Below are 20,642 nucleotides of genomic sequence, written 5' to 3' on the forward strand. Positions count from 1 at the left end.
GTATATGGCAATATCAAGCGTCGGCAATCACCGCAGGCGCCTGCGCCGCGCGGCGTGCCTGCACGCCCCACCAGTACCAGGAAATCAGGGCATTGATCCAGTAGGCCGCATACAGCACGGCCGTCAGGTGCAGGCCGCGGCTGTAGTAGAGCGGCACGGCCACGGTATTGACCAGCAGCCAGAAAGCCCAGGTTTCGATGCGCCGGCTCATCAGCAGGAATTGCGCGATGATGCTAAATACCAACACTGCCGAATCGATGAAGGGCGCGTAGGCATTCGTAAAGCGGTGCAGCAGCATGCCGTAGATAGCCACGGAGGCGATGCCGGCCGGTACCACCCAGGCCAGGCTGCGCCAGCCCGTGCGCGTGATCGGCAAGGGCTTGCCGTTGGCGCCGCGCCGCCATTGCAGCCAGCCGATGACGCAGGTGACGATGAAAAACAGCTGCAGCATCACGTCGGCGTACAGGTTGACCTGGAAAAACAGCACGGCAAACAGCACGCAGCCGACCATGCCGATCCACCAGGAATGAATATTATTGCGTCCAGCCAGGATGATGGAGGCAGTCATCAGCACATTGGCGGCGATCTCGAGCGGGGCAGTCAAGCGGTCTTCCTTTGCGGGGCAGTGGTGGCACCGCGCCACTATAGCCGATTACACTGCACGGTGTTCGCCGCGCCGGAGGCGGCACCCATGGGGGAAAGCGGCAAAAAACGCGCAAACATCGAGGAAATGCGAACCAGGCCGGCCTTCAGCGGCCGCGGCCCTTGACTTCCCTGGCCATTCTGGCAAATTGACTATCAAGTTGAAACTCCAGGGAAGCTCCCATATGCGCATGCGCCATCTCCTGTTTGCGGCAGTGCTCGGCGTATCTGCCCTGCCCGCCGTGGCTTGCCGCATGACGATGGCGCTGGAGCAGTGGCCGCCGTATGTCTACCGCGATGCCCAGGACCGCTATACGGGCCTGGACCTGGAGTTGCTGAAAGCCATTTTCAAGCAAGCCCGCTGCACCCTGGTCACCTTGCCGGAACTGCCCACGGCGCGGCGCCAGCTGCTGTTCCAGAAAGGGGGACTGGACCTGATGCTGGCCGCCTCGGAGACGCCGGAACGCCAGTCCTATGCGCGCTTTTCCATCCCGTATCGCGACGAAGCCGTGGGACTCTTCAGCAAATCCGGCGCGCCCGGCAGCCAGCGCCAGATCGCCAGCTTCGCGCAGCTCGCGCGCGGCAACTCGACCTTGCTGGCGCCCAAAGTGGGCTGGTATGGCGCGCAGTACGCGGCGGCCCGGCCGGTGCTGGAAAAGGCTGGCCGCCTGAATGCGTTCGGCAGCTTCCAGCAAGGCGTGCGCATGCTCGATGCGGGCCGCGCCGACCTGCTGCTGGGCGATGTGCTGGCCGTGCGCCACGAAGCGCGCCTGCAGGGCGTCGCCTTGAGCACCCTGCCCTTCCTGGCCCTGCGCGCCCCCGTGCACCTGATGCTCAATGCGCGCACGACCAGCGCCGCCGACCTGGCGCGCCTGAACGCCGCCATCACGCACCTGGAGCAGCGCGGCGTGCTGGCGGCGATACGCAACAGCTACGAAGCACCGTAGCGGAGGTCAGCCCTTCGACGCCGCCTCGAGGATTTCCAGCTTCGTTTCGCGGCCATTCTTTTGCACGCCCTGCGCCTTGTCGTAGCTTTCGATCAGGGCGCGGTACGGCGGCACGATATGGTCGGTCATGATGGCGGCGAATTCCATCGCGTCGGCGCGGTTCCAGGTGCTCATCACTTCAGCCAGCACGGCATACGTGTCGATCGGCACGGCGCCGGCCTGCGTCACGCGCGCCATGGTGATATCGGTGGCCATCTTCGACCAGTTGCCCGAGGCATCGATGATGGCAAATACCTTGTAGCCGGCCGCCAGCGCGCTGATGGTGGGAAAAGCCATGCACACGCTGGTGAGCGTGCCGGCGATCAGCAGGGTCTTGCGGCCCGTCTTTTCGATGGCGTCGACCCAGGCCGGATTGTCCCAGGCGTTGATCTGGCCCGTGCGCGGGATGTAGACGGCGTCCGGGTTGAAATGGTGGATTTCCGGGATCAAGGGGCCGTTCGGGCCGTCCGGCACGGAAGCGGTGGTAAACGTCGGCATGTTGGCCAGGCGCGACAGCTTGGCCAGCGCCGTGACGTGGCCGCGCAGCACGTGCTGCTCGATGTCGCGCACCAGCTGGAACAAGCCGCTCTGGTGGTCGATCAGCAGCATGACGGCATCGTCGGGATCGATCATCGGTGGCAAACCTTGGAAGTTGGCGGGGGTGCTCATGGTGGTCTCCTCAAAAAACCATGCCGCGGGATGCGGCATGGGTACTGCACAAATTAATGACGCACATTACGGCGCGATACGGGCGAAGCGGCCGCTGTTGAAATCCTCGAATGCCTGCACGATTTCCGCTTCGCTGTTCATGACGAACGGACCGTGGCCGACGATGGGTTCGTCGATCGGCTCGCCGCTCAGCAGCAGAACCACGGCGTCGTTGTTCGCTTCGATGGTGATGCTGTCGCCATCGCGCTCGAACAGCGCCATCTGCGCTTCGCGCACCACGCTCTCGCCATTGACCAGCACCGTGCCGTGCAGGACGATCAGCGCCGTGCTCCAACCCCTGGTCACGGGCAGCTCCGTCAGCTTGCCCTGAGCCAGGCGCATGTCCCACACCTGCATCGGCGAAAACGTGCGGGCCGGGCCATGCTGGCCGTCGAAGTCGCCGGCGATCACGCGCAACGAACCGGCATCGTCCGGCAGCGCCACCGTGGGAATCGTGTCGCTGCTGATGGCCTGGTAGCCGGGCGCCGTCATCTTGTTTTGGGCCGGCAGGTTCACCCACAGCTGCACCATTTCCAGGGTGCCGCCCGACTGCGTGAAGGCAGGCGAGTGAAACTCTTCATGCAGGATGCCGGCGCCGGCCGTCATCCATTGCACGTCGCCGGGGCCGATCACGCCGCCCTGGCCCGTCGAATCGCGGTGCGCCACTTCGCCCTTGTAGACGATGGTCACCGTTTCAAAGCCGCGGTGCGGGTGCGAACCGACGCCGGGCGGACGGGTGCCGGGTGCAAATTCGGCAGGGCCGGCATAGTCGAGCAGCAGGAAGGGGCTCAGCTGCTTGCCATGGCCGTTATACGAAAACATCGAGCGCACGGGGAAACCGTCGCCGACCCAGTGCTGGCGGGGTGCGCTGTAGATACCTGTGACTGTGTTCATCTCGATCTCCTGTTGGGGTTTGCATTACGATGAAGACAGAATACGCTTGCAACGATGAAGCCGGTAGACGGTAAAATCCGCCATCAGCGTTCCAAAAATAGAACGATCAAGGAGATGGCATGCAGGACTTGAATGACTTGTATTACTTTGTGCAGGTGGTCGACCATGGCGGCTTCGCGCCGGCCGGGCGCGCGCTGGGCATGCCGAAATCAAAACTGAGCCGGCGCATCGCCCTGCTGGAAGAGCGCCTCGGCGCGCGCCTGCTGCAGCGCACGACGCGCCATTTTTCCGTCACCGACGTGGGCCAGACGTTTTACGAGCATTGCAAGGCCATGCTGGTGGAAGCGGAGGCGGCGCAGGAAGCGATCGAACTGACGCGGGCCGCGCCACGGGGCACGGTGCGCCTGTCCTGTCCCATCGCCCTGCTGCACTCCCTGGTCGCGCCCATGCTGGCCGGCTTCATGCGCGAACATCCACAGGTCACGCTGCTGCTGGAAGCGAGCAACCGCCGCGTCGACCTGGTAGCCGAAGGCATCGACGTGGCCATCCGCGTGCGCCCGCCGCCGCTGCCCGACAGCGACCTGGTGCTGCGCGTGCTGGCCGAACGCAGCCAGTGCATGGTGGGCAGTCCGCTGCTGTTCGCCGGCGCGCCCGTGCCGAAGGCGCCGGCCGACCTGGCCGACTGGCCCAGCCTGGCCTTGGGCACGCCGCAACAGCACTACCAGTGGGATTTGTACGGCCCCCATGGCGCGCGCGCCCAGTTGCGCCACGTGCCGCGCTTCGTCACGGGCGACATGCTGACCCTGCGCGACGCGGCCGTGGCCGGCGTGGGCGTGGTGCAGCTGCCGACCATGATGATCACCGAACAGGTGGCCGATGGCCGCCTGCTGCCGCTGATGGAGCAGTGGCGGCCGCAGCGCGAAATCATCCACGCCGTTTTCCCGTCGCGGCGCGGCCTGCTGCCGGCCGTGCGTACGCTGATCGACTACCTGGCGCACAGCTTCGCCGCGCTGGAGGAAGAGTGAGGGTTTTCAGGTACGATGGCATACCCTCCAATCGCCTGGATACCGCATGCGTTTATTGATTTTGTCGGACCTGCACCACGAGTTATGGCGCGACGAAGCGCCGCAGGGCGACCTCGCGCTCAGTTGCCCCGACGTCGTGATCCTGGCCGGCGACATCGACACGGGCGCCCGCGCCGTCGCCTGGGCCGCCAGCACATTCGCGGGCCTGCCCGTGCTGTACGTGCATGGCAACCACGAAGGCTATGGCCACCACCTCGACAAGGTGCGCCAGGAGCTGCGCGCGCTCTGTGCGGCCACTGACAACGTGCATTTTCTCGACGCTGATACCCACGTCATCACCGACAAGGCTGGCAACGCCGTGCGCTTCCTGGGCGCCACCCTGTGGACGGATTTCCGCCTGCTGGGCGACGATACGCGCCAGTCGGCCATGCGCGACGCGGAAGCCGTCATGAACGACTACAAGCGCATCCGCCTGGCCAGCATGGGCTTTCGCAAGCTGCGCGCGGCCGACACGGCCATGTTCCACGCGCAGCAAAAAGCCTGGCTGGCGCGCGAACTGGCGCAGCCATTCCATGGCGCTACCGTCGTCATCAGCCACATGGCGCCGTCGCTGCTTTCAGTCGATGATGCCTACGGCAGCGAAGGGTGTTCGCCCGCCTATGCCTCGCGCCTGGACGAGCTGGCCGCGCAGGCGGACCTGTGGGTGCATGGCCACATCCACGCCTCGCGCGACTACCGCATCGGCCAGTGCCGCGTCGTATCCAACCCCTGCGGCTACAAGACGCGCAGCGGCACGCCGCAAAATCCCCAGTTCAACCCGAACTTCATCGTCGAACTGGGCACGCCCTAGTCCTCGGCCTTCAGGCGCCCCGCCAGCAATTGCTGCAGGCGGTGCTTGCCGGCCCGGCGTGCCGCGCGCGGCGACGCTACCGACTGGTGCGCGCCGGCGCCGCCGCGCAGCCTGGCGGCCGCCACCAGCGGATTGCGCGGCTTGGGCGTGGCTTTTACTTTGATTTTCATGGTGCTTCCTTTCAATCCTTGATGCATGGGCATCACGGTATTTCCTGTCCTTATATGGGGTCGTGCAAAACAAAAAACCCCGGCGAGTTTCCTCACCGGGGTTTGAAGGACACCGGCTCGGGATCGGCAATGTGCCGATGGCCCCGAGCGTCATGCACGGGGCTAGTGGTCGTACTTGCTGCCAGCCTGTTCGAACATGGGTTTCCTTTCTTTTATCTGGTTAATCTGAACTGCGGACAACGATTCTGCACCTTATGCTGCAGTGCGTCAACCGATTTTCATGGCGAAGACGCCAACGTTGCTATTTTGTCGCAGCCGCTTTTTCTTTCGCGATGCGGGCATCGAGCTTGGCTTCATTTTTGGCCGCGTAATTGCTACACGCCTGAGTATCGATGAAGGGATTCGGCGTGACGCCTTCCAGCAATTGCGTCAGCTTCTGGTCGCCGCCGGAGTGGTCGGGGTGGGCCGAGATCAAGATATCGCACGGCAGCCGGGCAAAGTCCTGCATGACGCGGCGGAAGGCCGGCGTCAGGTCCGCATGGCGGTCATCGCCCAGGTAGTGAAAATCGTCGGCCGCCACCGGCGTGAGGCTCGCGCCGAAGACCACGCTCAGGCATTCCTTGCGCTCCGCATCCTCGCACGACACCCAGGTCCAGCTGGTGCTGCCAGGCGTATGGCCGGGCGTGTAGCGCGCCGTGATGGTCACGTCGCCCAGCTGCAGGGTTTCGCCATCGGCGATCTCGCGCACATTCTCCACGGCCGGCATGGGATCGATTTCGCCCGCTTGCGGGTCCATGGCGAGCACCGATCCCGCGCGCAGCGCCTGCGCGCCGAGCGGGCTGGCGATCACTTGCGCGCCGCTGTCGCGGGCCAGGGCGGCGATGCCGCCCGAATGGTCGAAATGCGCTTCCGTATTCAGGATGAACTTGATGTCTTCCAGGCGAAAGCCCAGCTCGAGGATATGTTCCTTGATGGCGGCCACCGATTGCGGCAACGCGCCATCGATCAGGATCAAGCCTTCGCGCGTGTCGATCAGCACCACGCTCAAGCCGCCCACGCCCACGTAATACGTGTCGCCGTGGATGCGCGCCGGTTGCTGCGGACGGTTCCACTGCGCCGCATACGGCGAGGCGATCGGCTGCGTCAAGGGATCGACGGCGGGCGTGGCGGCATGCGCGGCAAACGGCAGCGCCATGGCGGCCAGCGCGATACTGAGCAGGGTCTTGGGAAAGAAGAAAGGCGGCATGCGGCTCCAGTAATGAGTGTGCGGTATTCGATGCCACAGGGTAACGTCGCTACCCTCGCGCGGTCAAGCAGACGGACGCAGCGACATGCGCTACGATAGAGGCCCATTGACTGCCGTGCGCCTCGCCGCGCCTCCTGCCATGCGTTTGCTGATCCTGTCCGACCTGCACCTGGAAGTCTGGGGCGAAGACACGCCCGCCATCGATCTTGCCGCCTGCCGACCCGACGTGGTGATCCTGGCCGGCGACATCGATACGGGCAGCAATGCCATCGCCTGGGCCGCGCGCACCTTCGACTCCCTGCCCGTGCTGTACGTGCACGGCAATCACGAGGGCTATGGGCATCAGCTGGAACACATGCAGGACGCCGTGCGCGACGCCTGCGCCAGCGCCAATGCGCAGGGCGCCAGCATCCGCCTGCTCGACGGCGATGCGGTGGTACTCAACGGCGTGCGCTTCCTCGGCGTCACGCTGTGGACGGATTTTCTGCTGTTCGGCGCGGAGCGCCGGGACGAAGCCTTGAACGCGGCGCAAAGCTACATGCCCGACTACAAGCGCATCAGCACGGGCGGCGACACGCCGCGTCTCTTGTGCGCGGCCGACACGGCGCAGCTGCACGCGCAGCACCGCGCCTGGCTGGAGCAGCAACTGGCGCAACCCTTCGATGGCAAGACCGTCGTCATCACGCACATGGCGCCCTCGATGCTGTCGGTGGAAGAGCAATACGCGACGAACCTGGGCTCGCCCGCCTTCGCCTCGCAGCTGGACGCGCTGGTGGCGCAGGCGGACCTGTGGGTGCATGGCCACATGCACGCTTCGCTCGACTACCGCGTCCAGGACTGCCGCGTGGTCTGCAACCCCTGCGGCTACAAGCGGCCCGATGGCACGCCGGAGAATGAACGCTACGATTCCGGCTTCATCATCGACCTCTCCAGCGCGGTTTAATTTTTCCGATAGCGCAGCTGCGCCACGCCGCTGGGCAGCTGGCGCGTGCCGTCCAGGCGCCAGTCGCTGCGCGGCAAGCCATCCTCGAACAGGCGCACGCCCCTGCCCAGCACCACGGGCAGCACGGACAAGGTCAGGCTGTCGATGGCGCCTTCGTGCAAGCCGGCACGGATGACGGCGCCGCCATCGAGATACACGTGGCGGCAGCCCTCCTCTGCCAGCCCCTCCAGCACTGCACGCACGCTGCCTTCGCGGCGCTGCTCGCCATGGCGCGGCGCGAAGTCGCGGTGGCTGAGTACCACCACGCGCTTGCCCGCATATGGCCACGGTTCGAAGCCCAGCACAGCGTCATACGTGGTGCGGCCGATCAGCAGGGTATCGACTTGATCCATCAATGCCGTGTAGCCGGTGGCGTCGGGCGAGTCGGGGGCCAGTTCGGCCAGCCAGGACAAGTCTCCATTTTCTCCGGCGATGCAGCCGTCGATGCTGATACCGAGAAAAACGCTGACAGAAGTTTTTTTCATGGATATGCTTTCATTTAATTCTACAGTGTAGAATTATGCCCATGAAAACCCCAAAACTTCAAGTCATCGAATCTGCCGTGCGCCGCGCCGGGCGTCCGCGCCGCGCCCTCCCCGCACTGGACAACGCCAGCATCCTGCAAGCGGCCCTGGCCTTGCTGGAAGAAAAGGGCGAAGCGTTTTCCATGCGCGCGCTGGCGCAAAGCCTGGGCGTCGACGCCATGGCCCTGTATCACTACTACGCGGGAAAAGAGGAATTATTGCAAGCGTTGATGGTGCAGCGTTTTGCCGCGCTCGATCCGTGCCAGCCGCCGTTTACGCGGCGCCAGGCGGCGCCACGGCGTGTGCTCGCGCTGTGCGCGCTATACCTGGAACTGGTCAGCGCCACGCCGTATTTCGTGCGCCTGATGGCGCGCGGACTGGTGACGCAAGCCGATGTGGCCGAGCGGTTTGCGGCACTGTTCGAGCTGGCTGTGGAGAGCCTCGGCCTGGACAAGAAAACCCGTCTGCGCGGGCGCGATGCGCTTGTCGATTTCCTGCACGGCTATGCGCTGGCGGGCAGGCCCGCCAGCGACACAGCCTGGCATGCTTCGGTCGGCCTGATCCTGGCGGGCATGGCCGCCCGGAACTAGCCTGGCATCAGGCCAGCAGCTTGAGCAGCGCCTGCGCGGCCGCTTCCGACGACGCGGGATTCTGGCCCGTGACCAGCAAGCCATCGGTGACGGCATACGGCTGCCAGTCGCCCAGCTTCGAGTAGACGCCGCCGTTTGCCTTCAGCATGTCCTCGACCAGGAAAGGCACGATCGCGCTCAAGCCGACGGCGTCTTCCTCGGTATTCGTAAAGCCCGTCACCTGCTTGCCGCGCACCAGCGGCGTACCGTCGGTTGCCTTCACGTGACGCAGCACGCCGGGCGCGTGGCAGACGGCGGCGACCGGCTTGCCGGCGGCGATCATCTGTTCGATCAGCGCGATCGAGTGCGGATCTTCGGCCAGGTCCCACAGCGGGCCATGGCCGCCCGGATAGAACACGGCGTCAAAGTCAGCTGCCTTCACGTCGGCCAGCTTGCCCGTGTTGGCCAGCACGGCTTGCGCATCGGCGTCCTGCTTGAAGCGGCGCGTGGCATCCGTTTGCGAATCCGGCTCGTCGCTTTTCGGGTCCAGCGGCGGCTGGCCGCCCAGCGGCGAAACGACCGTCAGCTTCGCGCCCGCTTCCTGCAGCGCATAGTAGGGCGCGGCGAATTCTTCCAGCCAGAAACCGGTTTTCTTGCCGGTGTTACCGAGTTGATCGTGCGAAGTGAGTACCATCAAAATGTTCATGTTGCTTCCTTTTATGTCAGGGTTACAGTGCTGCTTCGAGGATACGGCGGCTGCGCGCGAGGTCGATATCGCGGTGTTCGCCGAGGGAGGTCATGCCATGTGCTTCCAATTGTTTCAGTACCGCTTCCACCGCTTCCTGGCCCAGCTGATAGGCCGATAAACGGGTCGGGATGCCCAGCCCTTCAAAGAAGGCGCGGGTGCGGGCGATGGCCGCGGTTATGCGCTCGTCGTCGCTGCCCTGCGCGATGTTCCAGACACGCTCGCCATACTGTAGCAATTTGCCGCGTTTCTGCTCGCGCTGCACGTCCAGCAGCGCGGGCAGTACCAGGGCCAGGGTGCGCGCATGGTCGATGTCGTACAGGGCCGTCAGTTCGTGGCCGATCATGTGGGTGGCCCAGTCCTGCGGCACGCCGGCGCCGATCAGGCCATTCAGCGCCAGGGTGGCGGTCCACATCAGGTTGGCGCGGGTGGCGTAATCGTCGGGCGATGCGACGGCCTGCGGCGCGATCTCGACCAGGGTCTGCAGCAAGCCTTCGGCAAAGCGGTCCTGCACCTTCGCCTGCACCGGATAGGTCAGATACTGTTCCGTGGTGTGCACAAAGGCGTCGACCAGGCCGTTGGCCACCTGCGTGGCCGGCAAGGTAAACGTTTTGCTGGGGTCGAGTACGGAAAATTGCGGATACAGCAGCGGGTTGCGAAAACTCAGCTTGTCATGCGTGGCTTTTTTCGTCACCACGCCGCCGCTGTTCATTTCCGACCCCGTGGCCGGCAAGGTCAGTACCGTGCCAAACGGCAGGGCGCGCTGCACATTGGCGCCGCCGCGCTCGGCGATTTCCCACGGCTCGCCGTCGTACAGGGCGGCGGCGGCGACGAACTTGGTGCCATCGATCACCGAGCCGCCACCGACGGCCAGCAGGAAGTCCAGCTTTTCGTTGCGCACCTGGGCCACGGCGCGCATCAGGGTTTCATAGCTGGGATTGGGTTCGATGCCGCCAAACTCCTGCACGCTGCGCTGGCCCAGCGCGGCGCGTACCTCGGCCAGAGTGCCGGTCTTTTCCGCGCTGGCGCCGCCGTACAAAATCAGCACGCGCGCATCGTGCGGCACCAGCGTGGACAATTTGGCGACGGTATCAAGACCGAAGACGATACGGGTCGGATTATGGAATTCAAAATTTTTCATGATGTCGCTCCCTATTATTAGACTGGTCGTCTAGAATGCAGTTCAAAAAAATGCGGACGAATCTCATCCGCGTACCTGGCGCCCGCTCATTAGTCTGGCGGCAGCTGCAACATCGCCAGGGTCGCCCGCCAGGCAGTTTGCAGGGCGCTGGCGTCGCGCCGCAGCTTGGTCAGCATCGCCGCGCCCAGCCACAGCTGGTACAAGGTGGCAGCCATCTGCGCCGGATCAGCCACCGATGGCAGCGAGTCGTCCACCCTGCCCCGCGCGATGGCCAGCGCCAGCCTGGCGATGATGCGGTGGGTGCCATCGAGCAGCGCCACGCGCATCGGTTCCGACATGTCCGCCACTTCGCTGCTGAGCTTGACCACCAGGCAACGGCAGTCGCAACCGCTGCCATCGAGGCTTTCGCTCGTCCAGCTGGCCCAATACGCCATCAGCGACTGCGCCGCGTTCTGGCCGGGCTGGCCCAGCACGAGCTCCATTTCATCCAGGTAGCCGGTGACGTAATCTTCCAGCATCGCTTCGCCAAACAATTCCTTGGACTTGAAGTAATGGTAGAACGAGCCCTTGGGCACGTCGGCGGCCGACAAGATCTCGTTCAGTCCCACGCCGGCAAAGCCCTTGCGCGTGATGATGGCCTTGCCCTGGTCGATAATGTGCTGGCGCACGTCGGTGTATTCAGCTTTCATGCGAGGCATTGTAGCACAATTAGACCAGTCGTCTAGACTAAATTAAACCCAGAAACAAATTCTGGGGTCGGACCCTCAAGGCCGCTAATGCAGAGGCTTGCGCCAGAGGGCGCGGGGGTCTGACCCCGGCAGCCGCAGTCGGCCAGCCAGCTTAGGCAAACTTCTTGAAATCCGGCTTCCTCTTTTCAAAGAAGGCCGTAAACGCTTCCTTCGCTTCGGCGCCGCCCAGCATGGCGCTGAACAGTTTGTTTTCGTCGGCGATGGCCGCCTTCATCGGTTCCATGCGGCTTTGCTTCATCAGGCGCTTGGTGGCGCGGATCGAGGCGGCCGGCAGGGCCACCAGCTTGGCCGCCTGGCCTTGCGCGAAGGTCATCAAGTCATACAGGGGCACGACCTTCGACACCAGGCCCATTTCCAGCGCTTCGCTGGCCGGGAACGCTTCGCCCAGCATCAGCTTTTCCGCCGCGCGCGGGTAGCCGGCCAATTGCGTGAGCAGCAGGCTGGAGCCGAATTCCGGGCACAGGCCCAGTTGCGTGAACGGCATCGAGAAGCTGGCATTGTCGGCCGCGTAGACCAGGTCGCAGTGCATCAGCAAGGTGGTGCCGATGCCGATGGCCGGGCCGGACACGGCTGCCACCACGGGCTTGCTGCTGCCGTACAGGGCGCGCATGAACTGGAACACGGGACGGTCATGGTCGAGCGAGCCATCCTTCGGGCGCGCCGTCTTCATGAAGTCATCGAGGTCGTTGCCGGCCGTGAAAATCTCGCGCTTGCCGCAGATCAGGATGGCGCGTACTTCATCATCCGTCTCGGCCGCCACCAGCGCATCGGCCAGGGTCTGGTACATGGCGCCCGTGATCGCATTCTTGCGTTCCAGGCGGTTGAATTCCAGGGTCAGGATGCCCTCGCTCTTGCTGCACAAAATATCCATGTCGTCTCCAAAAAGATAAAGGGCGCCAGAGTCATCCCACAGCGCCCTGTTTTATTGCTTTACTCAGCCAGACTTATACGCGTTCAAAAATTCCGGCCGCGCCCATGCCGGCGCCCACGCACATCGTGACCATGCCGTACTTCTGCTTGGTGCGCTGCAGCGCGTGGATCACGGTGGCGGCGCGGATGGCACCGGTGGCGCCCAGCGGGTGGCCCAGGGCGATCGCGCCACCCATCGGGTTGACCTTTGCCGGGTCCAGGCCCAGGTCGCCGATGACGGCCAGTGCCTGTGCCGCAAACGCTTCGTTCAGCTCGATCCAGTCCAGCTGGTCTTGCGTGATGCCGGCGGCGGCGCACGCTGCGGGAATGGCGAATTTCGGACCGATGCCCATGATTTCCGGCGGCACGCCGCGCACGGCGAACGAGGAGAATTTCGCCAGCGGGGTCAGGTTATGCTCGCGCAGGATTTTTTCGCTGACGATCAGCAGCGCGCCGGCGCCGTCGGACATCTGCGAGCTGTTGGCCGCGGTCACGCTGCCCTTGGCGGCGAAGACGGGCTTCAGCTTGGCCAGCGACTCCATCGACGAATCGGCGCGCGCGCCTTCGTCCGTGTCGACGGTGCGGCGGCTCACGTCGACCTGGCCGGTAGCCAGGTTCGGCGTGCGCGTGATGATTTCCACTGGCGTCGTTTCCGCCTTGAAGAAACCGGCTTGCTGCGCGGCGATGGCGCGGCGGTGCGATTCAACGGAGAACGCGTCCTGCTGTTCGCGCGACACTTTCCATTGCTGCGCCACTTTCTCGGCCGTCAGGCCCATGCCGTAGGCCATGCCGATGTTTTCGTCGCTGAACATGTCCAGGTTCATCGATGGGTGGTGGCCCATCATCGGCACCATCGACATCGATTCGATGCCGCCGGCGATCATCACGTCGGCTTCGCCCACGCGGATGCGGTCGGCCGCCATGGCAATGGCCGTAATGCCCGATGCGCAGTAACGGTTGACGGTGACGCCGCCGACGGTTTTCGGCAAGCCGGCCAGCAGCACCGAGTTACGCGCGATATTGAAGCCCTGTTCCGCTTCCGGGAACGAGCAGCCGATGATGGCGTCAGTGATCAGCGCAGGGTCGAGGCCAGGCGCTTGCGCCAGGGCCGATTGCAGCACGCGCACCAGCAGGTCGTCCGGGCGGGTGTTCTTGAACATGCCGCGCGGCGCCTTGCCGATCGGGGTGCGGGTTGCAGAGACGATGTACGCGTCTTGAAGTTGTTTGCTCATTTTATGCTTTCAAAGATGTTGAACGAGGTTCGTGTTCTGTCGAATGTCCGGGATAGAGGCTTATCGCTTCTGCGACAAATACCAGTCCACCGTCACCTGTGCCGCCAGCGTGCCTTCGGAGTCGAAAATATCGACTTCCACGGGAAACGCCACCTTGCCGTCCTGCGCCAGCCGCGCCTTCAAGGCAGCCAGGTCGCCCGGTACCCGGCCTTCGGCGCGCGTCGCGCCCCGGGCCACCTTCTGGTACTGGATGCGCGACTCCTTGGCCACCGGGCGCAAGCCCAGTATCAGCTCGGCGAAGCCGCCAGCCATGGCCGCGCCGGAAGCCGTTTCGGCCAGGGTAAACAAGGCACCCGCATGCTGCGTGCCCAGGTGATTATTCAGTTTTGGATCTTCCGGCATCGACACCTTCGAGGTGCCGGCGCCGATGTCGTCGATGCTGATCCCCAGCAGCCGCACGAAGGGCAAGGTGTCCATCATCTGTTGTTTGATACGGTCATACACCATGCTTGGCCTCACGCGCAGTAATACTTTAAATACCAACGGCAGGATCTTCATCGACGCCAGGCTTAGTTGCGGACCGGCTTACCGGTCTGCATCATGCCCATGATCCGTTCCTGGGTTTTCGGATGGTTCAACAGCTCCAGGAATGCCTTGCGTTCCATATCCAGCAGCCACTGTTCGCTGACGAAACTGCCCTGGTCCACGTCGCCGCCCGATACGATCTCGGCGATCATCTCGCCCAGCTTGAAATCGTGCGCCGAAATGAAGCCGCCGTCGCGCATGTTGACCAGCTGCGCCTTGATGGTGCCCCAGCCGTAACGGCCCGTCACCTGGATCAGCGACGGCAGTTGCGGACGGAAGCCCGCGTCGAACATGGCGCGCGCTTCGACCTTGGCCACGTGCAGCAGCTCGTAGGCGTTGAACACGATCACGTCGTCTTCCTTCAGGTAGCCCATTTTCTTCGCTTCCAGTGCCGATTTCGACACGTTGGCGGTGGCCGCATTGGTGAAGCCCGTTTTCAGGAATTGCAGGATGTCGTTGCCCTTGGCTTCCTTGTGGGCGCGCTGCGCCGCTTCCTTCAAGCCGCCGCCGGCTGGAATCAGCCCCACGCCCACTTCCACCAGGCCGATGTACGATTCGATCGAGGCCACGCGCTTCGACGCATGCAGCGCCAGTTCGCAACCGCCGCCCAGTGCCAGGCCGGCGACCGCGGCGATCACCGGCACGTTCGCGTATTTCAGCGACATGAAGGTGTTCTGCAGTTCGGCGATGATCGGATCGACGGCTTTCACGCCGCCTTGCATGAATGCCGGCAGGGCCGATTGCAGGTCGGCGCCGGCCGAGAAGGCGCCGCCTTCGGCTGCGTCGGCGTGCCAGATCACCAGGCCCTTGAAGTTCTTTTCCGCTTCGGCCAAGGCCAGTTTCAGGCCATTGATCACGCCTTCGCCGATCACATGCATCTTCGTCTTGAACGAGATGATCAGCACATCGTCGCCCGTATGCCAGACGCGCACGGATTCGTCTTCGAAGACGGTGGTGCCGGCGGTCTTGCCGTCGATGGCGCCGCTGCCCAGGACGGGCGCGCGGAATGGCTGGCGGTCATACACGGACAGGGTCGAACGCGGCACGAAGCTGTTCGACACGGCGGAGTACGAACCTTCCGGCGTGTGCACGCCGCCTTTTTCAGCGACCGGACCTTCGAAGACCCAGGCTGGCAGCGGTGCATTGCACAGCGCGTGGCCGGCGTCGATGTCTTCCTTGACCCAGTTGGCCACTTGCAGCCAGTTCGATGCCTGCCACGTTTCAAACGGACCGACGTTCCAGCCGAAGCCCCAGCGCATGGCGAAGTCGATGTCGCGCGCATTGTCGGCCACGGTGTCCAGATGGATGGCGATGTAGTGGAAAGCGTCGCGGAAGATCGCCCACAGGAACTGGCCTTGCGGATTCGTCGATTCGCGCAGCGCCTTCATCTTTTTGACCGGATCCTTTTCCTTCAGGATGCGGGCGATGATGTCGGCCGCCTTGGCGCCGCCGGCCACGTATTCACCGGTGGCGAAGTCCAGACGCTGGATCTCCTTGCCGACTTTCTTGTAGAAGCCCGCGCCGCTCTTCTGGCCCAGCGCGCCTTTTTCCACCAGTTGCGCCAGCACGGCCGGCGTCTTGTAGACGGCAGCGAACGGATCGTTCGGCAGGTAGTCCTGCATGGTCTTGATCACATGGCCCATGGTGTCCAGGCCGACCACGTCCGCCGTGCGGAAGGTACCCGACTTGGCGCGGCCCAGCTTGGCGCCGGTCAAGTCATCGACAACGTCCACGGACAGGCCGAATTTTTCGGCTTCGTGCACGATGGCCAGGATGCCGAACACGCCAACGCGGTTGGCGATGAAGTTCGGCGTATCCTTGGCGCGGACCACGCCCTTGCCCAGGGTGGTGGTCAGGAAGCCTTCCAGCTGATCGCTGATCTCGGGCTTGGTGAACTCGGTCGGGATGATCTCGACCAGGTGCATATAGCGCGGCGGGTTGAAGAAGTGCACGCCGCAGTAGCGCGATTTCAGGTCGGCGTCGAAGCCTTCGGCCAGCTTGGTGATCGACAGGCCCGAGGTATTCGAGGCGAAGATCGCGTTCGGGCCGATGTGCGGTGCGACCTTTTGATACAGGTCGTGTTTCCAGTCCATGCGCTCGGCGATGGCTTCGATGATCAGGTCGCAACCGGCCAGCAAGTCCAGGTTGTCTTCGTAGTTGGCCACCTGGATCAGCGCGGCGTCATCCTTGTTGCCCAGCGGCGCAGGCGACAGTTTTTTCAGGTTCTCGATGGCGCGCAGCACGATGCCATTCTTCGGGCCTTCCTTGGCAGGCAGGTCGAACAGCACGACCGGCACTTTCGCGTTGATGCAGTGGGCGGCGATCTGCGCGCCCATCACGCCGGCGCCGAGGACGGCTACTTTTTTAACGATGAAATTGGTCATATTTTCCTCAAGTCTTAGAACAGGTCTGCGTCGAGTGCCATCAGGTTGGCCGAACCGGAACGCGCCTGACGGATCAGGGTTGCCGTTTCAGGCTGCAAGCGGGCGAAGTAGAAACGTGCGGTAGCCAGTTTGGCGGTGTAGAACTTGTCGCCGCTGGATTCTTTTTCGAGGGCGATCTTGGCCATCTGCGCGAACAGGTAGCTGTAGATCATGTGGCCGACGACGCGCAGGTAAGGCACGCATGCCGCGCCCACTTCGTCCGGATTCTGGAAGGCCTTCATGCCGATTTCCATGGTCAGCTTGGTGACTTTGTCGCCCAAGTCGCCCAGTGGCGTGACGAATTCGCTCATCGCTTCATCGGTACCGTTGTCTTCGACGAAAGCCTTGATCTTTTCGCCGAACTTGCGCAGCTTGGCGCCGTTATCACCGAGGATCTTGCGGCCCAACAGGTCCAGCGACTGGATCGTGTTCGTGCCTTCATAGATCATGTTGATGCGCGCGTCGCGCACATACTGCTCCATGCCCCATTCCGAGATATAGCCGTGGCCGCCGAACACTTGCATCGCGTCCGAAGTGGCGATCCAGGCGTTATCGGTGATGAAGGCCTTGATGACGGGCGTCAGCAGCGCTACTTCGTCGGCCGCTTCCTTGCGCACGTCGGCGTCAGGGTGGTGCAGTTCGCGGTCGATCTGCAGCGCCACGTAGGAAGTGAAAGCGCGCGCGCCTTCGGCGTAGGCTTTGCCCGTCAACAGCATGCGGCGCACGTCAGGGTGCACGATGATGCGGTCGGCCGGCAGTTCCGGGTTCTTGATGCCGGACAACGAACGCATTTGCGTGCGGTCCTTGGCATAGATCAGCGCGTTCTGGTAAGCGATTTCCGTCAGGCCCAGCGACTGCATGCCCACGCCCAGGCGGGCCGCGTTCATGAAGACGAACATGGCGTTGAGACCCTTGTTCGGCTGGCCGATGATCCAGCCTTTTGCGCCGTCCAGGTTCATCTGGCAAGTCGAATTGCCGTGGATACCCATTTTTTCTTCGATGGCGCCGCAGGTGATCGGGTTGCGCTCACCGACCGTGCCGTCCGCGTTCGGCAGGAATTTCGGCACCAGGAACAGCGAGATGCCTTTCGAGCCTTCCGGCGCGTCCGGAACGCGGGCCAGCACCAGGTGCAGGATGTTTTCCGCCATGTCGTGCTCGCCGGCCGAGATGAAGATCTTGTTGCCGGTGATGGTCCAGGAACCGTCCGCCTCAGGCAGCGCTTTCGAGCGCAGCAGGCCCAGGTCGGTGCCGCAGTGCGGTTCGGTCAGGCACATGGTGCCCGTCCATTCGCCCGACACCAGCTTCGGCAGATACACTTCCTTCTGGTGGTCGGTGCCGTGTTCCTTCAGGCACTCGTAGGCGCCGTGCGACAGGCCGGGGTACATGGACCAGGCCTGGTTCGACGAGTTCAGCATTTCATAGAACGAGTTGTTCAGCACGACAGGCAAGCCCTGGCCGCCGTATTCCGGATCGCACGCCAGCGCCGCCCAGCCGCCTTCAACGTACTGCTTGTAGGCTTCCTTGAAACCTTTCGGCGTGGTCACGCTTTTCGTGACGGGGTCGTGGTGGCAGCCCTCGCGGTCGCCGGAGTGGTTCAGCGGGAACAATACTTCGGAGGTGAATTTGCCGCCCTCTTCCAGCACCTGGTTGATGATGTCGGCGTCGACGTCGGCGTACGACGGCATTTGCTTCAGTTCTTCTTCCACTTGCAGGAACTCATGCAGGACGAATTGCATATCCCGGATTGGCGCGACGTATTGACCCATAATTTTCTCCTGAAGGCGATTAGCTAAAGTGTTGTACTTGTAGTGCGTGTGCGTTATTGCGGATACTGCCTGACGGCTTATTTGCTTGTGACGGAATTCTGGTACGACGCCAGCAGGCGGATAAAGCCCGCTTGCGCCCGTTCGATGCTGCCCGGCACGCGCAGGAAACGCGCGTCGTGATGCAGGGCCAGGATCAGGCCATACATCTCGTACACCAGCTGCTGGGCGTCCGTGTCCGCTTTCAGGTCGCCCGTGGCGATCGATTGCTCGACACAGCGCAGCAGCGCACCCTGCCAGGCCCGCACCATGGCCACGAGGGCTTCGCGGATGGGGCCCGGACGGTCGTCATACTCGACGGCGCCGCTGATATAGATGCAGCCGGAAGCGATTTCCACGCTGACCCGCTTGACCCAGCGCGCAAACATCGATTGCAGGCGCTGGATGCCGCGTGGTTCTTTCATGCTGGGGAAAAAGACTTCTTGCTCGAAACGATAGTGATAGAGCTTCAGCACTTCCATCTGCAAGTCTTCGCGCGAGCCAAAGTGGGCAAACACGCCCGACTTGCTCATGTTCATTTTGTCCGCAAGCAGCCCGATGGTCAGGCCTTCCAGGCCGTCGCGGCTGGACAGGTCCAGCGCCACGTCGAGGATGGCTGCACGGGTCAGTTCGCCCTTGCGCATGAATTTGACTGAAGTATTCAAGAGTACCGTTCTAAAAGTGATGTTGCCGATTTGGCGGACTGAAGCGAGAGTAAAAAAAAGCACGCTCCGAAAAAATCCGAACGCTCGTACTATTATCCACTACCACGTAAAAGTCAAACGGGAACTTTAGAGCCGGCGTTCTATTGGTGCAGCGCAGCATTTTTAAGCCGCGTGTTTCTATTGATTTCAGGCAGGCAAAAGCGTCGCGCGCCCGTGCCTGCCCACAACAGACGAACCTCAGGAAAGGTCGCCTGCCTTGCTCAGTTGACGGCGGTCGCGCTTGGTCGGCCGCCCCTTGATGGTGGTGCCCGGCTCGCGGAACAGCTTGCGTTCCTCGGCCAGTTGCTCGCGGCGGGCAATGCTGGCCGGCGTTTCGCCATACAGCAAGCGTGCCACGGGGGCCGCGCCGCGCTTGTCGGACAGGCCCAGCACGGCCACTTCCCACGTCTCCGCGCCATTGTCGATGGCCAGCTCGTCGCCCACGCGCACGCTGCGCGCCGGTTTGACGCGCTCGCCGCCCACTTTGACCTTGCCCGTGTCGACGGCTTCGCTGGCCAGCGAGCGCGTCTTGAAGAAGCGTGCCGCCCACAGCCATTTGTCCAGCCTTACCGTTGTCATCTCGTTCATGCGTACTTGCCTACTGAAAAAATGCGCATCACCAGCCGGTACACGAGAAATGCGGCTTCATAGCCGATGCGCTGGAAACGCCCGATGTGCTTGAAATCATCCTGGTGAATGACGATGCCGTCGGCCACGCCCTGCTCGATGTGCTGGCGCAGGCTTTGCGCGAACGCCACGTCCTTGATCACCACGTTCGCTTCCTGGTTCAGGAACAGGCTCAGCGCGTCAATATTGCTGGAGCCCACCGTCGCCCAGTCATCGTCGACGACGGCCACCTTGGCGTGCAGCTGCGTCTTGCGGTATTCGACGATCTTGACGCCGGCGGCCAGCAGTTTCGGGTAAAACGAGTGCGCCACGGCATCTTGCATGCGGAATTCGCCCACGCCGATCAACAGGACCACGTCCACGCCCCGCAGGGCCGCCTGGGCCAGGGCGTGGCGCAGCTTGTGCCCGGGCGCGAAATACGGGTTGGCCAGCATCACGCTCTTGCGCGCCTGGCCCAGCGCCTGCAGGTAGGCGCGCTGGATGGTGCGGCGGTTGCGCAGGTTGTCGCGCACGACAAAACCGGCCACGACGGGGTTCTTCGCCAGCTCCTTGCTGACCACGCGCATCTTGCGGTACAGCTTGATACGCCGCACCAGGTTCATCTTGCCCAATCTTGCCCACTGCGCCTGCACCTCCTCGTGGATGGCGTCGACCAGCGGGCCCTTCACCTGGACGGCGAAATCCCAGCGCGGCGCTGCCAGGCTGATGTTGTGGTCGTAGTCGCAAAACATGTCGTCGTTGATATTGATGCCGCCCACCAGGGCGATCTCGCCATCGGCCACGCAAATCTTGCGGTGCGTGCGCGTGATGCCGCGCCGGAACCACGGATTGAAGATGCGGTGGTGCACGCCAGCCGCTTCCAGCTGCGCATGCATGGCCTTGACCCGGCGGTTGCCCGTGCCGAACCAGTCCGTGATCATGCACACCAGCACGCCGCGCGCCGCCGCGCGCTTCAGGGCGTCGAGCACCAGGGTGCCCGTGGCGTCGTCGGCAAAGATATACGTTTCAAAATAGACTTCCGAGCGCGCGCCGTCGATGGCGGCAATCAGCGCGGGGAAGTAATCGGTGCCGCAATACAGCAGCTTGATGTCATTGTGGGCGATGAAATTGACTGTGCGCATGCTGGCAG

22 protein-coding genes are annotated in these 20,642 nt (G+C 63.4%); 5 read left to right on the forward strand and 17 right to left on the reverse strand.

The genetic code is table 11. From position 1 onward, the window contains the following. Positions 1–13 precede the first annotated feature (13 nt). Positions 14–604, reverse strand: coding sequence for a nicotinamide riboside transporter PnuC (pnuC, locus tag BLT98_RS14635; RefSeq protein WP_034778474.1), 591 nt, complete (start codon positions 602–604; stop codon positions 14–16). A gap of 229 nt (positions 605–833) precedes the next feature. On the opposite strand from pnuC, the gene BLT98_RS14640 reads away from it, so the two are divergent. Continuing rightward, complete coding sequence (locus tag BLT98_RS14640) at positions 834–1,589, forward strand: substrate-binding periplasmic protein (RefSeq protein ID WP_244517500.1); 756 nt, start codon at positions 834–836, stop codon at positions 1,587–1,589. Positions 1,590–1,595: 6 nt separating this feature from the next. Here the strand turns inward: BLT98_RS14640 and BLT98_RS14645 are convergent, their stop codons facing one another. Both BLT98_RS14645 and BLT98_RS14650 read right to left on the reverse strand, forming a co-directional pair. Continuing rightward, entirely contained in the window at positions 1,596–2,297 is a 702-nt protein-coding gene (locus BLT98_RS14645; protein WP_208672447.1) for an isochorismatase family protein, read from the reverse strand. 66 nt (positions 2,298–2,363) lie between these two features. After that, complete coding sequence (locus tag BLT98_RS14650; RefSeq protein WP_092609005.1) at positions 2,364–3,230, reverse strand: pirin family protein; 867 nt, start codon at positions 3,228–3,230, stop codon at positions 2,364–2,366. 119 nt (positions 3,231–3,349) lie between these two features. On the opposite strand from BLT98_RS14650, the gene BLT98_RS14655 reads away from it, so the two are divergent. Next, positions 3,350–4,255 (forward strand): LysR family transcriptional regulator, encoded by a 906-nt coding sequence (locus BLT98_RS14655; protein WP_092609008.1) that lies wholly within the window; start codon positions 3,350–3,352, stop codon positions 4,253–4,255. Between the two features lie 46 nt (positions 4,256–4,301). After that, positions 4,302–5,105: a metallophosphoesterase family protein gene (locus BLT98_RS14660; RefSeq protein WP_092609013.1), complete on the forward strand. Its 804-nt coding sequence runs from the start codon at positions 4,302–4,304 to the stop codon at positions 5,103–5,105. Here BLT98_RS14660 and BLT98_RS29215 read toward each other — a convergent pair. Continuing rightward, positions 5,102–5,275 (reverse strand): hypothetical protein, encoded by a 174-nt coding sequence (locus tag BLT98_RS29215; RefSeq protein WP_167468624.1) that lies wholly within the window; start codon positions 5,273–5,275, stop codon positions 5,102–5,104. The two genes, BLT98_RS14660 and BLT98_RS29215, sit on opposite strands and share 4 nt — an antisense overlap. 301 nt (positions 5,276–5,576) lie before the next feature. Next, complete coding sequence (bla, locus tag BLT98_RS14665; protein WP_092609016.1) at positions 5,577–6,521, reverse strand: subclass B3 metallo-beta-lactamase; 945 nt, start codon at positions 6,519–6,521, stop codon at positions 5,577–5,579. 85 nt (positions 6,522–6,606) lie between these two features. Between bla and BLT98_RS14670 the strand changes: the two genes are divergently transcribed. After that, positions 6,607–7,464, forward strand: a complete 858-nt coding sequence (locus BLT98_RS14670) for a metallophosphoesterase family protein (protein WP_244517501.1) — start codon at positions 6,607–6,609, stop codon at positions 7,462–7,464. Here the strand turns inward: BLT98_RS14670 and BLT98_RS14675 are convergent. Then, on the reverse strand, positions 7,461–7,988 hold the full coding sequence (locus BLT98_RS14675) for a dihydrofolate reductase family protein (RefSeq protein ID WP_092609022.1): 528 nt from the start codon (positions 7,986–7,988) through the stop codon (positions 7,461–7,463). The two genes, BLT98_RS14670 and BLT98_RS14675, sit on opposite strands and share 4 nt — an antisense overlap. Positions 7,989–8,029: 41 nt before the next feature. On the opposite strand from BLT98_RS14675, the gene BLT98_RS14680 reads away from it, so the two are divergent. After that, on the forward strand, positions 8,030–8,617 hold the full coding sequence (locus BLT98_RS14680; protein ID WP_092609927.1) for a TetR/AcrR family transcriptional regulator: 588 nt from the start codon (positions 8,030–8,032) through the stop codon (positions 8,615–8,617). Positions 8,618–8,624: 7 nt separating this feature from the next. Here the strand turns inward: BLT98_RS14680 and BLT98_RS14685 are convergent, their stop codons facing one another. From BLT98_RS14685 to clsB, 11 genes are all read right to left on the reverse strand, one after another. Next, positions 8,625–9,302: a type 1 glutamine amidotransferase domain-containing protein gene (locus BLT98_RS14685; RefSeq protein WP_092609025.1), complete on the reverse strand. Its 678-nt coding sequence runs from the start codon at positions 9,300–9,302 to the stop codon at positions 8,625–8,627. 22 nt (positions 9,303–9,324) lie between these two features. Beyond that, on the reverse strand, positions 9,325–10,482 hold the full coding sequence (locus tag BLT98_RS14690; protein WP_092609028.1) for an iron-containing alcohol dehydrogenase: 1,158 nt from the start codon (positions 10,480–10,482) through the stop codon (positions 9,325–9,327). Between the two features lie 89 nt (positions 10,483–10,571). Further along, positions 10,572–11,171, reverse strand: a complete 600-nt coding sequence (locus BLT98_RS14695) for a TetR/AcrR family transcriptional regulator (RefSeq protein ID WP_034778440.1) — start codon at positions 11,169–11,171, stop codon at positions 10,572–10,574. Between the two features lie 151 nt (positions 11,172–11,322). Beyond that, positions 11,323–12,102 (reverse strand): enoyl-CoA hydratase, encoded by a 780-nt coding sequence (locus BLT98_RS14700; protein WP_034778437.1) that lies wholly within the window; start codon positions 12,100–12,102, stop codon positions 11,323–11,325. Positions 12,103–12,175: 73 nt separating this feature from the next. Next, positions 12,176–13,372: an acetyl-CoA C-acyltransferase gene (locus BLT98_RS14705; RefSeq protein ID WP_034778434.1), complete on the reverse strand. Its 1,197-nt coding sequence runs from the start codon at positions 13,370–13,372 to the stop codon at positions 12,176–12,178. Between the two features lie 60 nt (positions 13,373–13,432). Next, entirely contained in the window at positions 13,433–13,879 is a 447-nt protein-coding gene (locus tag BLT98_RS14710) for a PaaI family thioesterase (RefSeq protein WP_034778433.1), read from the reverse strand. A 62-nt stretch (positions 13,880–13,941) separates the two neighbouring features. Then, positions 13,942–16,341, reverse strand: coding sequence for a 3-hydroxyacyl-CoA dehydrogenase/enoyl-CoA hydratase family protein (locus BLT98_RS14715; protein WP_092609031.1), 2,400 nt, complete (start codon positions 16,339–16,341; stop codon positions 13,942–13,944). Positions 16,342–16,355: 14 nt separating this feature from the next. Continuing rightward, complete coding sequence (locus BLT98_RS14720; protein ID WP_034753387.1) at positions 16,356–18,146, reverse strand: acyl-CoA dehydrogenase C-terminal domain-containing protein; 1,791 nt, start codon at positions 18,144–18,146, stop codon at positions 16,356–16,358. Positions 18,147–18,223: 77 nt separating this feature from the next. Beyond that, positions 18,224–18,826: a TetR/AcrR family transcriptional regulator gene (locus BLT98_RS14725; protein ID WP_034753385.1), complete on the reverse strand. Its 603-nt coding sequence runs from the start codon at positions 18,824–18,826 to the stop codon at positions 18,224–18,226. A 258-nt stretch (positions 18,827–19,084) separates the two neighbouring features. Continuing rightward, on the reverse strand, positions 19,085–19,474 hold the full coding sequence (locus BLT98_RS14730) for an RNA-binding S4 domain-containing protein (protein WP_034778428.1): 390 nt from the start codon (positions 19,472–19,474) through the stop codon (positions 19,085–19,087). Then, entirely contained in the window at positions 19,471–20,634 is a 1,164-nt protein-coding gene (clsB, locus tag BLT98_RS14735; RefSeq protein WP_034778426.1) for a cardiolipin synthase ClsB, read from the reverse strand. Before clsB ends, BLT98_RS14730 begins: the two co-directional genes overlap by 4 nt. Positions 20,635–20,642 lie beyond the last annotated feature (8 nt).

It is taken from the genome of Janthinobacterium sp. YR213, from assembly GCF_900099875.1.
Classification (GTDB): Bacteria; Pseudomonadota; Gammaproteobacteria; order Burkholderiales; family Burkholderiaceae_D; genus Janthinobacterium; species Janthinobacterium lividum.